The sequence below is a fragment of the Mesorhizobium sp. M7A.F.Ca.CA.002.15.2.1 genome, assembly GCF_003998715.1.
Taxonomy (GTDB): domain Bacteria; phylum Pseudomonadota; class Alphaproteobacteria; order Rhizobiales; family Rhizobiaceae; genus Mesorhizobium; species Mesorhizobium ciceri.
On the sequence record NZ_RZPI01000079.1, the window covers coordinates 1 to 12,460 of the forward strand.

At 64.1% G+C, this 12,460-nt stretch carries 12 protein-coding genes; 5 read left to right on the forward strand and 7 right to left on the reverse strand.

Going from position 1 to position 12,460, the window contains the following annotated elements; all coding sequences use genetic code 11:
• Positions 1–107 precede the first annotated feature (107 nt).
• Genes ENZ74_RS07430 through ENZ74_RS35675 form a run of 4 tightly spaced genes read right to left on the reverse strand, consistent with a single transcriptional unit; the run spans position 108 to position 3,554 of the window.
• Positions 108–704, reverse strand: a complete 597-nt coding sequence (locus ENZ74_RS07430) for a GNAT family protein (protein ID WP_013532763.1) — start codon at positions 702–704, stop codon at positions 108–110.
• A 15-nt stretch (positions 705–719) separates the two neighbouring features.
• Positions 720–2,012, reverse strand: a complete 1,293-nt coding sequence (locus ENZ74_RS07435) for a pitrilysin family protein (RefSeq protein ID WP_127312716.1) — start codon at positions 2,010–2,012, stop codon at positions 720–722.
• A gap of 14 nt (positions 2,013–2,026) precedes the next feature.
• Positions 2,027–3,424 carry a threonine synthase gene (gene thrC / locus ENZ74_RS07440; RefSeq protein WP_013532761.1) on the reverse strand — a complete coding sequence of 466 codons (1,398 nt, stop codon included), beginning with the start codon at positions 3,422–3,424 and terminating at the stop codon, positions 2,027–2,029.
• 1 nt (position 3,425) lies between these two features.
• Positions 3,426–3,554: a hypothetical protein gene (locus ENZ74_RS35675; protein ID WP_263499029.1), complete on the reverse strand. Its 129-nt coding sequence runs from the start codon at positions 3,552–3,554 to the stop codon at positions 3,426–3,428.
• Here ENZ74_RS35675 and ENZ74_RS07445 point away from each other — a divergent pair.
• Positions 3,553–4,284 (forward strand): hypothetical protein, encoded by a 732-nt coding sequence (locus ENZ74_RS07445; protein ID WP_013532760.1) that lies wholly within the window; start codon positions 3,553–3,555, stop codon positions 4,282–4,284. The genes ENZ74_RS35675 and ENZ74_RS07445 overlap by 2 nt on opposite strands.
• Before the next feature lie 42 nt (positions 4,285–4,326).
• On the opposite strand, the gene ENZ74_RS07450 is transcribed toward ENZ74_RS07445, so the two are convergent.
• Positions 4,327–5,013, reverse strand: a complete 687-nt coding sequence (locus tag ENZ74_RS07450) for an HAD family phosphatase (protein ID WP_013532759.1) — start codon at positions 5,011–5,013, stop codon at positions 4,327–4,329.
• 175 nt (positions 5,014–5,188) lie between these two features.
• On the opposite strand from ENZ74_RS07450, the gene ENZ74_RS07455 reads away from it, so the two are divergent.
• Entirely contained in the window at positions 5,189–6,322 is a 1,134-nt protein-coding gene (locus ENZ74_RS07455) for a site-specific DNA-methyltransferase (protein ID WP_013532758.1), read from the forward strand.
• A 66-nt stretch (positions 6,323–6,388) separates the two neighbouring features.
• Here ENZ74_RS07455 and ENZ74_RS07460 read toward each other — a convergent pair whose 3' ends face one another.
• The gene (locus tag ENZ74_RS07460; RefSeq protein ID WP_013532757.1) at positions 6,389–7,000 is read right to left on the reverse strand and encodes an HAD family phosphatase; all 612 of its coding nucleotides are present in this window, start codon (positions 6,998–7,000) and stop codon (positions 6,389–6,391) included.
• Entirely contained in the window at positions 6,993–8,198 is a 1,206-nt protein-coding gene (gene mutY / locus ENZ74_RS07465) for an A/G-specific adenine glycosylase (protein WP_013532756.1), read from the reverse strand. The genes ENZ74_RS07460 and mutY overlap by 8 nt, the downstream gene beginning before the upstream one ends.
• Positions 8,199–8,251: 53 nt before the next feature.
• Here mutY and ENZ74_RS07470 point away from each other — a divergent pair, with 53 nt between their 5' ends.
• From ENZ74_RS07470 to ENZ74_RS07480, 3 genes are all read left to right on the forward strand, one after another.
• Positions 8,252–8,752: a DUF721 domain-containing protein gene (locus ENZ74_RS07470; RefSeq protein ID WP_013532755.1), complete on the forward strand. Its 501-nt coding sequence runs from the start codon at positions 8,252–8,254 to the stop codon at positions 8,750–8,752.
• A 163-nt stretch (positions 8,753–8,915) separates the two neighbouring features.
• A complete protein-coding gene (locus ENZ74_RS07475; protein WP_013532754.1) occupies positions 8,916–9,659 on the forward strand; it encodes a DsbA family protein in 744 nt (247 codons plus the stop codon).
• A 105-nt stretch (positions 9,660–9,764) separates the two neighbouring features.
• On the forward strand, positions 9,765–12,460 hold a 2,696-nt coding region (locus tag ENZ74_RS07480), incomplete at its 3' end, for a chromosome segregation SMC family protein (protein ID WP_164760966.1).

Here is a 12,460-nt window from a genome sequence, read left to right on the forward strand (position 1 = left end):
ATCTTGATCGGCTCGACGGCGAAGGCCGACGATGCCGCCCACAGCGTCAGGAGTATCGCGAGGACAATGGCGAACAGCGGCCCGTTGCGCAGGAATTTCGTCAAAAATCAGTCCTTCGTTCCAACGCCCGGCGGATCGTCCGCGATCCGGGCGTAGAGGTAGTGGTCCTGCCAGATGCCGTTGATCCTGAGATAGGATCGCAGCAGTCCTTCGCGCCGAAATCCGGCTTTTTCAAGCACGCGGATCGACCTGATATTGTCGGGAATACAGGCCGCTTCGATCCGGTGCAACCTCAGCGTATCGAAGGCGAAGCGGGTCACCACCTTGACCGCGTCGGTCATCAGGCCGCGGCCGCCGAAGCGCTCGCCGATCCAGTAGCCGACATGGCCGCTTTGCGAGACGCCATGGCGTATGTTGCCGAGCGTGATGCCGCCGGCAAGCTTGCCGCTGCTCCTCTCGAAGATAAAGAAGGCGATAGCGGTTCCCTGAGCATAATCCTCGCGGTAGCGGCTGATGCGCAGCCGCCATGCGTTGCGGTCGAGTTCATCGGGAGTCCAGCGTGGCTCCCATGGTTCGAGGAAAGCGCGGCTTTCCCCGCGCACCGCCGCCCACTCGCGATAGTCGTTGGTGAACGGCACGCGCAGCGTGACACGGTCGCCTTTCAGTGCCGGCAGGTCACGGCGAAAGAAAGGGAGCGCGAACATGGCGCTTTGAGGGGCTTAGACGGCGAGCTTGCGGGCCGCGGTCTGCGTGCCCGCGAGCGATTCGAGAATCGCCTCGTAGGGCGCCAGTGTGCCCACAGGCCCGACAGCGGTAAGCGTCCGCTTGGTCGAGAACAAACGCGACGATAGATCGGTCAGCCGCTCGATCGTCAGCGCCGACAGCCGTTCCATCAGTTCCTCCTTGGCGATCGGCCGGCCGAACAGAAGCAGTTGCCGTGCGATCTGCGAAGCGCGGCTGGCCGGGCTTTCGGCTGACATGATCAGTCCGGCGCGATATTGGGCGCGCGCCCGGTCGAGTTCTTCCTGCAGGATCTTCTCACCGGCCTTCTGCAGTTCGTCGATGATGACAGGCACCAGTTCGGCGATGTCGCTCTGGCCGGTCGCTGCATGGACGCCGAAGACGCCGGTGTCGGAAAAGCCCCAATGGAAGGCATAGACCGAGTAACACAGGCCGCGCTTCTCGCGGACCTCCTGGAACAGGCGCGACGACATGCCGCCGCCGAGGATCATCGACAGCACCTGCGAGGCGTAGAAGTCGCGCACATGATAGGCCCGGCCTTCGAACCCCAGCACGATCTGCGCGTCCATCAGGTCGCGGTCCTCGCGAAAATCGCCGCCGACATATTGCGCATATTGCGGGATGGTGCTGTCGGCCTTGCTGCGGAAGCCGCCGAGCTGCTTTTCGACCTCGCGCACGAAATTGTCATGCTTGATGTCGCCGGCGGCGACAATCACCATGCGCTCGGCGCCATATTGCCGCTCTATGAAGTCGTGAAGTTGTTTCGAGGTGAAGGACTTGACCGTTTCGGGCGTGCCGAGAATGGAGCGCCCAATCGTCTGATGGCGATAGGCGGTTTCCGTGAAACGGTCGAAGACGATGTCGTCGGGCGTGTCGTGCGCGGCGCCGATCTCCTGCAGGATCACATGCTGTTCGCGTTCGAGTTCCTGCGGGTCGAATTCGGACTCCTGCAGGATGTCGGCAAGAATGTCGACGGCTAGCGGCACGTCGTCGGAGAGCACCCTGGCATAGTAGGAGGTGGTCTCGACGCTGGTGGCGGCGTTGATTTCGCCGCCGACGTCCTCGATCTCCGAGGCGATTTCGAAGGCGCTCCGCCTTTTCGTGCCCTTGAACGCCATGTGCTCGAGCAGATGGGCCATGCCATGCTCGTCGTCACGTTCATTGCGGGCACCCGACTTCACCCAGGCACCAAGGGCAACCGATTCGATGCTTTGAAGGGTTTCGGTGGCGACTGTCAGGCCGTTCGACAGACGGCTTACCTCAACACCCATATGGCTACTACTCCCTAACGCGCCGCCCGCGCGCGGCGGCCGACGTAATCTTCCACCATTTTCAGGTCGGATGGAAGTACCGTGTATTTTTCCTCCGATGTCATCAACCCACCTAGCCATGCGGGCAGTGCGGGCGACACGCCGCTGGCGGCTTCGACGGCGGCCGGGAATTTTGCCGGGTGTGCTGTACCCAGCACCACCATCGGCACGGCGCCTGACGCCTTGCCTGCGGCGACATGCACGGCTGCCGCAGTGTGCGGATCGAGCAGATAGTTGCTGGTCGCGAGCGTCGAGCGGATGGTGGCGGCGACCTCGTCCATATCAGCGCGGCCGGCGTCGAATTCGGACCGCATCCCGGCGATTTGGTGGGGTTCGATGGTGAAAGCACCGGACTGCTTCAGGCCGTCCATGTAGCGCCGCACGGTCGCGGCGTCACGGCCGGAGGCCTCGAACAGCAAGCGTTCGAAATTCGACGACACCTGGATATCCATCGACGGCGACGTGGTCGCAAAGACGCCCTTGGTGCGGTATTCGCCGGTCGAAAAAGTGCGCGCCAGGATGTCGTTGTCATTGGTGGCAATGACCAGCCGATCGATCGGCAAGCCCATCTTCTTGGCGGCATAGCCGGCAAAGATATCGCCGAAATTGCCGGTCGGCACGGTGAAGGAAACCGGCCTGTCCGGCGCGCCGAGCGACAGCGCCGAGGAGAAATAATAGACGATCTGGGCCATGATGCGGGCCCAATTGATCGAATTGACGCCCGAAAGCGCCACCCGGTCGCGAAAGCCGTGATCGTTGAACATGTCCTTGAGCAGGCCCTGGCAATCGTCGAAATTGCCTTCGATCGCCAGCGCATGGACATTTGCAGCCGTCGACGTCGTCATTTGCCGCTGCTGCACCGGCGAGACGCGGCCATGCGGGAAAAGGATGAAGATGTCGGTCCGGCTGCGACCGGCAAAGGCATCGATGGCAGCCCCGCCGGTATCGCCCGAGGTGGCGCCGACGATGGTGGCGTGCTGGTCGCGTTCGGCAAGCACATGGTCCATCAGCCGGGCCAGAAGCTGCATCGCCACGTCCTTGAAGGCGAGCGTCGGCCCGTGGAAGAGTTCCAGGACGAAGGTGTTGGGGCCGGTCTGCACCAGCGGGCAGACAGCCTCGTGGCGGAAGGTGGCATAGGCTTCGCGGACCAGCCGCTCGAAGACGGGCGCCGGGATTTCGCCGCCAAGGAACGGCGACAGCACGCGGATGGCAAGGTCGGGATAGGCAAGGTCGCGCATGGCGCGGATCTCGGCGGCGGAAAACTGTGGCCACTCGCGCGGCACGTAGAGCCCGCCGTCGCGCGCCAGCCCAGCCAGCACGGCGTCGGAAAATCCAAGAACGGGGGCTTCCCCGCGGGTACTCACATAGTGCATGTCACAATTCCGTTACTGCCTGGCTTTTTCCGTCCACCGCAAGGTGGTTAATTCTGCACTGGCTCAGTCGCATTTTTGCCGCGCGGTTGATATACGTCACCAGCTTTGCGAGAGGGAAGTGCAGTTTCATGGCGTTTCGTACATTCAGTGGTCGCTTTTTGGCGGGTCTTGCGCTCACCGGCTTTATGCTTGCCGCCGCCGGCTGCCAATCGGGCGACAATGGCATCCTGAACCTCGGCATCGGCAAGAAGGAGGACCCGACGGCGCCACCGCCGCCGCAGGATCCCAAGATCCTGGCCAGCCAGTTGCAGGCCTATTGTCCCAGGGTGACCGTGCGCGACGGCACGGCCTTCTTCAACACCTATTCCAGGGAAGCTCAGAAGCCCAAGCCCAGGATCAAGAAGACCGGCGATGCCGCGCAGGATGCCGCGGCCCAGGCCGAGGCTGACGCCGCTGCTGCAACGCCGCCCGACGATTCGGCCAATATCATCTACCAGGCGTCGGTCAGCGACGTGACACGCGACTGCAGCCGTGCCAACGGCCAGTTGGCGATGAAGATTGCGGTCGCCGGCAAGATTGTCCCCGGACCGAAGTTTTCTCCAGGCACGATCACCATGCCGATCCGAACGGCGGTGATGCACGGCACCCAGGTCCTCTATTCGCAGCTCCACCAGTATCAGGTCCAGGTCACCGATCCTTCCGTTGCCACGCAGTTCGTCTTCACCGATTCCAATGTCGTCGTGCCCGAGCCGACGGCCCAGGATTATCAGGCCTTTGCCGGCTATGACGAAACCGCGCATCAGGCAACGGCCAACAAGTCGAAGAAGACCCGCCGCAAGAGGGCTGCCGCGACGAACTAGGTCTCGGCAGTTGCATGAGGCGTGCGTCGCGGCGCACGCTTCTCAGGCGTCCGACCACTCCGACAGCGCGGCGATCACGCTTTTCAACTCTGCCCAGCGGCGGATCACCGTTTCGGCGCCGGCCTCGGTGAGCGCGTCGGCATGGCCGGGATAACTGTGTCCCGCGCCGGTGAAGCCGATCACCCGCATGCCCGCCGCCCTTGCGCCGTGGACGCCGTGCACGGAATCCTCGATGACGAAAGTGTTCGCCGGGTTGGCGTTGAGTTTCTCCGCCGCGAACAGGAACACGTCCGGCGCCGGTTTCGTTTTCGCGGTCGGTGTTTCCATCGCCGAAAAAATCCGGTCGGTGAAAAACGGCAGAAGATGCACCTTTTCCAGCATGAATTCGATCCTCTCGGAGCGTGAATTCGAGCAGACGCAGCGCGGCACGGTTACCGCGGCAACGGCCTCGCGCGCGCCATCGATGGCGCGGACGTCACTGCGCAGTTTGCGGTCGACCAATTGTTCCTCCCTGTCGATCAGAGAGGCTTGGAAGGGAATGCGGGACTTTTCCTCGACCCGCAGCATGATGTCCTTGAAGGTCAGGCCGGCATAGCTCTCCGAAATCTCCTCAGCCGATATCTCGTATCCGGCCAAGGTCAAAAGCTCGGCGTCGACGCGGGCGGCGATGATCTCGGAATCGACGAGCACGCCGTCGCAATCGAAGATGACAAGGTCTGGCTGGGGCATGGTGATCCGGACAATGGGAGGGCGAAGTGGCCTCGGAAGGCTCAGGCGGCGCGGCATACACCAACAGGGCCGCCTTCGCAAATTCGCCACACCAGTCCCTTGCCTTCACGGAATATTTACGCTGATCGGTAACCATAACCAGGAGTAAACAGTAACGCGTGCCTTGGGTGTCAGAATGTCTGCCGTGCGTCTTCTCGACGAGCTTTCCCACGCTCCCCAGCAATCCGAATGGCTGGACACGATCCTCAAGGGCGACTGCGTCGCCGCGCTAGACCGGCTGCCCGAAAAATCGATCGACGTCATCTTCGCCGATCCGCCCTACAATCTGCAGCTCGACGGCGACCTGCACCGCCCTGATCAGTCGAAGGTCGACGCCGTTGACGACGATTGGGACCAGTTCGAGAGTTTCGAGGCCTATGATGCTTTCACGCGTGCCTGGCTGCTGGCGGCGCGCCGGGTGCTGAAGCCCAACGGCACCATCTGGGTCATCGGCTCCTATCACAACATCTTCCGTGTCGGCGCCAAGATGCAGGATCTCGGCTTCTGGATCCTAAACGACGTCGTCTGGCGCAAGACCAACCCAATGCCGAATTTCCGCGGCCGCCGCTTCCAGAACGCGCATGAGACGATGATCTGGGCCACGCGCGACCAGAAGGGCAAGGGTTACACCTTCAACTACGAAGCCATGAAGGCGTCCAACGACGATATCCAGATGCGCTCCGACTGGCTGTTTCCGATCTGCACCGGCGGCGAGCGGCTGAAGAACGACAATGGCGACAAGCTGCACCCGACGCAGAAGCCGGAAGCGCTGCTTGCCCGCATCATGATGGCCTCGACCAAACCGGGCGACATCGTGCTCGATCCGTTCTTCGGCTCCGGCACCACCGGCGCGGTGGCCAAGCGCCTCGGCCGCCATTTCGTCGGCATCGAGCGCGAGCAGGCCTACATCGACGCCGCCAACGAGCGCATCGACGCGGTGCGGCCGCTGGATGGTGCCGATCTCACCGTTCTCACGGGCAAGCGCGCCGAGCCGCGCGTTGCCTTCGTCAGCCTGATCGACACCGGCCTGATGATGCCGGGTGCGACGCTCTACGATGCCAAGAAGCGCTGGGCGGCCAAGGTGCGGGCCGACGGCACGGTGGCGATCGGCGACAGCGCCGGTTCGATCCACAAGGTCGGCGCCGAAGTGCAGGGGCTGGATGCCTGCAACGGCTGGACCTTCTGGCATTATGAGCGCAGCGGTGGCCTGACCCCGATCGACGAGCTTCGCCGCATCGCGCGGCTCGGCATGGAGCGGGCAGGGGCCTGAGCCCCTGCCAATTGCTTCGAATGCCTTTGATTCAAAGGCTCAACGGATCGCGCGAAGCGATTCAAATCAGGCCTTGATTCCGAGACGTTCAAGGTCTGCTTGAAGCGTCCTTGCGTCGGTGAACAGCACCGATTGCCAGCCTGCCGCCTTGGCGCCGTCGACATTCTTCTGGCTGTCATCGATGAACAGCGTCGCGGCCGGTTCGAGGCCGAATGCGGCGACGTGGTGATCGTAGATGGCTCGGTCGGGCTTGATCTGGCGAATATCGGCCGACACCGTCACGCCGCGCGGACGATTGAGGAAATCGAAGCGCTCGCGGGCCTCGGCCAGCGTGTCGCTGGCGAAATTGGTCAGCATGGTCACGTCGTGGCCGCTCTCGATCAGACCGACCATGATGGCGACGCTGTCCTCATAGGCATGCGGCACCATCTCGTGCCAGTGGCGGCGGAAACCGCGGATGTTTTCCGCGTGATCGGGATGGTCCGCGATCAGCAGCGCCTCGGCCTCTTCCCAGGTCCGGCCGCGATCCTGCTCGATGTTCCAATCATGCGTGCAGACATTGTCGAAAAACCACTTTCTCTCTTCGGCATCCGGAATGAGGCGGCTGAACGGAATGTTGGGATCGTAGTGGATCAGCACGCGGCCGATATCGAAAACGATGTGGCGTATTTCAGTCATGGGGCCTCTTTGCACTGTGTGGCGACGGCTTTTTCGTCGCGCCGGGTATCGCAGCCTCGATTGCCTTTTTCATGACAGTCGGCAGCGCCTCGCCGGAAATCTCGTGAGCGAGCGACCAGAAATGCCCGTCTGGCGCATCACCTTTGATGTGAGCGTGAAAGACTTCGAGTTCGAGAGCGAAATGCGTGAAGACATGCGCAATGCGGCCCGCATGCCGCCAGTCGGCGGGAAACGGCGCGGCCGCTTGCGTGGTTGCCCCATCGATCCGCGCGGTCCAGCCTGTCGTCGGCACCTCGGTCATGCCGCCGAGCAAGCCCTTCTCGGCCCGTTTGCGCAGAAGGATGGCGCCGTCGGCCCGTACGGCGACAAAGGCCGCGCCGTGCCGCTGCGGCTTGTCGGCCTTGGGCAGGCGCACCGGGAAGTGCTCGGGATCGCCTGAAACGACCGCGTCGCAGTCTTCGCGCAGCGGGCACAGCATGCAGCGTGGCCGGCGTGGCGTACAGATGGTGGCGCCGAGATCCATCATCGCCTGGGCGAAGTCGCCAGGCCTTATCCCGGGCACCATGCGCTCGACATGGGCGCGGATCTCGGGCTTGGCTTCGCTGAGCGGGGTTGTGATCGAAAACAGCCGGGAGATGACACGTTCGACATTGCCGTCGACAACCGCGGCGGGGCGGTCGAAGGCAATCGCCGTGATGGCCGCCGACGTATAGGCGCCGATGCCGGGCAATTCTCTCAAACCAGTCTCCGTGTCGGGAAACCGGCCGCCACGCGCAGCCACAAGATCGGCACAGGCCTTGAGATTGCGGGCGCGGGAGTAGTAGCCGAGCCCGGCCCAGGCCTTCATCACGTCCTCCGCTGGCGTCGCGGCCAGCGCCTCGACATCGGGCCATTTCTCGACGAAAATCCGGAAATAGGCCTTCACTGCTTCGACGGTGGTCTGCTGCAGCATGACCTCGGAGAGCCAGATGCGGTAGGGATCAGGCCGCACGCCGCGTGCATGCTCACGGGGCGTGATGCGCCACGGCAATTCACGGTGATGCACATCATACCAGCCGAGCAGGCGGGATGCGATATCGTCGCTGACACCGGATGCAGCTGTGCTGCTATCTCCAGATGCAGCTATGCTGCTATCTGCGGATGTGGCTTTGCCACTATCCCAGGATGCGGTCTTGCGGGTCTGGTCTGCTGGTGCCATTGATCTTGTATTGGCCTGGCCGGTATCTGCTGGGTCGTCGCTGGAGGACGTACATGGCAGGGAGAACGCCCTACGGCAATCCCGTCCCGGTCAGCGATCTCGCGACCAGGATCCTCGATCCGGTGCTGCGCAAGCGGGCCGGCATTTCGATCGGCCTCGTCCAGTCATGGGACGAGATCGCCGGCCCACGGCTGGCCAGCCACTCGCGCCCCGAAAAAATCCAGTGGCCGCGCCGTATGCATGAGGACGATCCGTTCGAGCCGGCCGTGCTGGTCATTGCCTGCGAAGGCATGGCGGCACTTCATCTGCAGCACGAGACGGGCGAGATCATCAACCGGGTCAACGCCTTCCTCGGCTTCACCGCCATCAACCGCATCAGGATCCTGCAGAAGCCGGTGACAGCCGACAAAGGAAAGCGCAGACCGGCCCTGAGACCGCTGACCGCGGCTGAGAAGACGAAATTGTCGGGGACTGTCGGCCTGGTCGATAATGAAGGACTGCGCGCCTCGCTGGAGAAACTTGGCGCGACCATTATTGGGGAGAGAAAATCATAGGCGTCTTGAAGAAAGTCATGGATTCGTCGTCTATATCTCGCATTCGTGATCGCCCTTGTCAGGTTTCGCGATTGGATTGGGGATCGAGATGCCTTAATTCGCGCCAACTCTCGCCTTTTCGTGTCTTTGCATTGCAAAATCCAACCCTTGTCAGGTGATTCGTATGAACCGTCCCCCGTTTGGCCAAAGCTTGTCTCGCAGAAACGTCCTGTCTTCGCTGGCCGCCATTCCGGCGGTGGCCCTGCTCGCGGCCTGCAGCGACTCTGGCGAGGAGGCGAAGGCTGCGAATGTGAAGCCCGCTGAGCCGGCCGCTCCCGCAAAGCCGGCCACGCCGGCCGCCGCCACCGCGCCGGAAGCCCAGGGCACCGTGGACATGACGGAACTGATGAAGCCGGGCGCGCTGCCCGACAAGCAGCTTGGCAAGGACGACGCCAAGGTCACCATCGTCGAATACGCCTCGATGACCTGCCCGCATTGCGCGCATTTCGCCGAGACCACCTTTCCGGACCTGAAGACCAAGTACATCGACACCGGCAAGGTTCGCTACATCCTGCGCGAATTCCCGTTCGACCCGAGCGCCGAAGCCGGTTTTATGCTGGCGCGCTGCGCCAAGGATAACTATTACCCCATGGTCGACGTCCTGTTCCGGCAGCAGGCGAACTGGGTTGGCGTCCAGAATACCAAGGATGCGCTGCTGCAAATCTCGAAGCTCGCCGGTTTTACACAGGAGTCCTTCGAGGCCTGCTTGACGGACCAGAAACTTCTGGACGATGTGAGATCGGTCCAGAAGCGCGGCGCCAATGAATTCAAGGTCGACTCGACACCGACCTTCTTCATCAACGGTAAGACCTACAAGGGGGCGATGTCGATTGAGGAAATGTCGGCCATCATCGACCCTCTGCTCTGACGTCCAGTCAGCCCTGAGGCGGCGGCGCTTCGGCGTGCGCGGCTTCTCGTTGTGCTGCGAATTCCTTTCGCAAAACCACGGAAATCCGCTTAGCGGGCGGCGCGAATGAAGTTTTCGCGCCTTCGCCTCCTTGGTTTCAAATCTTTCGTCGAGCCTGGCGAGTTCGTCATCGAACGCGGCCTGACCGGCATTGTCGGGCCCAATGGCTGCGGCAAGTCGAACCTTGTCGAGGCGTTGCGCTGGGTGATGGGCGAAAGCTCCTACAAGAATATGCGCGCGTCCGGCATGGACGACGTCATCTTCTCCGGCTCGGGCACGCGTCCGGCGCGCAACACCGCCGAAGTGACGCTCTTCCTCGACAACAGCGACCGCTCGGCGCCCGCTGCCTTCAACGATGCCGACGAACTGCAGGTGTCGCGCCGCATCGAGCGCGAGGCCGGTTCGCTTTACCGTATCAACGGCAAGGAGGCCCGCGCCAAGGACGTGCAGCTTCTGTTCGCCGACCAGTCGACCGGTGCGCGTTCGCCGTCGATGGTCGGCCAGGGCCGCATCGGCGAACTGATCCAGGCCAAGCCCCAGGCACGCCGCGCCCTGCTCGAAGAGGCGGCAGGCATTTCCGGCCTGCACACCCGCCGCCACGAGGCAGAACTGCGGCTGAAGGCGGCCGAACAGAACCTGGAACGGCTGGACGACGTCGTCGGCGAGCTGGAAAGCCAGATCGAAAGCCTGAAGCGCCAGGCGCGCCAGGCGTCCCGCTTCAAGAACCTGTCGGCCGATATCCGCAAGGCAGAAGCGACGCTGTTGCATCTGCGCTGGACGCTGGCCAAAACCCAGGAAGGCGAGGCGCGATCGGCGCTGGCGGTTGCCACGGCACTGGTCGGCGACCGCGCCGCGGCCCAGATGGCCGCCGCCAGGGAGCAAGGCATAGGCGCCCATCGGCTGCCGGACCTGCGCGACGCGGAAGCCGCCGCCGCCGCTGCCTTCCAGCGCCTCTCGATCGCCAAGTCGCAGATCGAAGAGGAAGCCGGCCGCATCCGCGCCCGTCAGAGCGAACTCGAGCGCCGGCTGCAGCAGCTCGACGGCGATATCGCGCGTGAGGAGCGCATGGTCCGCGACAACGCGGACATTCTCGAGCGCCTGCGCGCCGAAGAGGCGGCACTCAATTCGGAAAATGCTGGTGCCGCCGAGCGCGAGGCCACCACCCGCGCGGCTTTCGAACAAGCGGCATCTACGCTTTCACAAAGCGAAGCCAAACTCGCCGCGCTGACTGCCGAGCGGGCCGAGGCTGCCGCCTCGCGCAACCAGATCGAACGGACGCTGCGCGATACCGCCGAGCGCCGCGACCGCTTCGCGCGTCAGCTTGCCGATGTCGACCGGGAATTGTCGGAGATACTCTCCAAGGTCGCTGGCCTGCCCGATCCGGCCGAGAAGCGGGTGCTGGTCGAACAGGCCATGGCGCTGCTGGAGGAGGCCGAGGCTGCCGTGTCCGAGGCCGAGCAGTCGGTCATCGATGCCCGCGCTGCCGAAAGCGCTGCCCGGCCACCGCTTCAGGATGCCAGGGCCGAGCTGGCAAGGATCGAAACCGAAGCGCGCACGCTGGCAAAAATCCTCAATGCCGCCAGCGGCGATCTCTTCCCGGCCGTGCTGGAGCAGATCAGCGTCGATCGCGGTTTCGAAACGGCGCTGGGTGCAGCCCTTGGCGAAGACCTCGACGTGCCGCTCGACCGCAGCGCGCCGGTGCATTGGGGCGAAGGCGCGATCCAACCCGGCGACGCGGCTCTGCCGGAAGGCGTGAAGAGCCTGGCCAGCGTGGTCCACGCGCCGGCACAGCTCGCCCGCCGCCTGGCGCAGATCGGTATCGTCGATGCCGCCGGCGATGGCCGCCGGTTGCAGCCGCTGCTTGCTCCCGGCCAGCGGCTGGTCAGCCGCGAGGGCGCGCTGTGGCGCTGGGACGGCTTTACCGCCAGTGCCGACGCGCCGACCGCCGCGGCGCAACGGCTGGCGCAGAAGAACCGGCTGGCTGAGCTCGATGCCGAGGCGATACAGGCGACGCTCGTCCTGCGCCAGGCCGAGGAGGCGCTGGGAGAGGCCGAACAGGCGCTCCGCCTGGCAAGCGAGGCCGAGCGCAACACGCGCCAGGCCGGTCGTGACGCACAGCATCGGCTGGACGCCGCCCGCAATGCACTGGCTGAGGCCGAGAGGGCCGGCGGCGAATTGCAGAGCCGGCGCGCAGCACTCGATGAAGCGCGCGCCCGCATCGTCGACAGCCATGAGGAGATTTCGGCCGCCTTCGCCGAGGCGGAAATGCTGCTGCAGGACGCGCCCGATCTTGGCGATCTGCAATTGCAGCTCGAACAGTCCTCGGCCAATGTCGCCCGCGACCGCGCCGCGCTTGCCGATGCGCGTGCGGTGCATGAGGGGCTGCGCCGCGAAGCCGAGGCGCGCGCGCGCCGGCTCGATGCCATTGGCGCCGAACGCAGCAATTGGCTGGAGCGGGCCGAAAACGCCTCGACGCAGATCGCCTCGCTTGGCGAACGCAAGGCCGAGGCCGAGGCCGAACGCGAGCGGCTGGCGGATGCGCCCGATGAAATCGACGCCAAGCGGCGCGCCCTGCTGTCGCAGCTCACCGAGGCCGAAACCTTGCGCAAGGCGGCGGCCGACCGTCTGCAGGAAGCGGAGAACCGGCAATCCGAACTGGACAAGGCCGCCACCGGCGCCATCCAGTTCCTGGCTGAGGCGCGCGAGAGCCGCGTTCGCGCCGAAGAGCGGCTGACCGCGGCCGACGAACGCCGGCTGGAGGT

What these genes read in the sequence shown, in the direction of transcription:
- ENZ74_RS07445 (WP_013532760.1), top strand. Translation starts at nt 3,553, where the DNA reads ATGGCGTTTCGTACATTCAGTGGTCGCTTTTTGGCGGGTCTTGCGCTC.
- ENZ74_RS07460 (WP_013532757.1), bottom strand. Translation starts at nt 7,000, where the DNA reads ATGACTGAAATACGCCACATCGTTTTCGATATCGGCCGCGTGCTGATC.
- ENZ74_RS07455 (WP_013532758.1), top strand. Translation starts at nt 5,189, where the DNA reads ATGTCTGCCGTGCGTCTTCTCGACGAGCTTTCCCACGCTCCCCAGCAA.
- ENZ74_RS07450 (WP_013532759.1), bottom strand. Translation starts at nt 5,013, where the DNA reads ATGCCCCAGCCAGACCTTGTCATCTTCGATTGCGACGGCGTGCTCGTC.
- mutY (WP_013532756.1), bottom strand. Translation starts at nt 8,198, where the DNA reads ATGGCACCAGCAGACCAGACCCGCAAGACCGCATCCTGGGATAGTGGC.
- ENZ74_RS07475 (WP_013532754.1), top strand. Translation starts at nt 8,916, where the DNA reads ATGAACCGTCCCCCGTTTGGCCAAAGCTTGTCTCGCAGAAACGTCCTG.
- ENZ74_RS07430 (WP_013532763.1), bottom strand. Translation starts at nt 704, where the DNA reads ATGTTCGCGCTCCCTTTCTTTCGCCGTGACCTGCCGGCACTGAAAGGC.
- ENZ74_RS07470 (WP_013532755.1), top strand. Translation starts at nt 8,252, where the DNA reads ATGGCAGGGAGAACGCCCTACGGCAATCCCGTCCCGGTCAGCGATCTC.
- ENZ74_RS07435 (WP_127312716.1), bottom strand. Translation starts at nt 2,012, where the DNA reads ATGGGTGTTGAGGTAAGCCGTCTGTCGAACGGCCTGACAGTCGCCACC.
- thrC (WP_013532761.1), bottom strand. Translation starts at nt 3,424, where the DNA reads ATGCACTATGTGAGTACCCGCGGGGAAGCCCCCGTTCTTGGATTTTCC.
- ENZ74_RS35675 (WP_263499029.1), bottom strand. Translation starts at nt 3,554, where the DNA reads ATGAAACTGCACTTCCCTCTCGCAAAGCTGGTGACGTATATCAACCGC.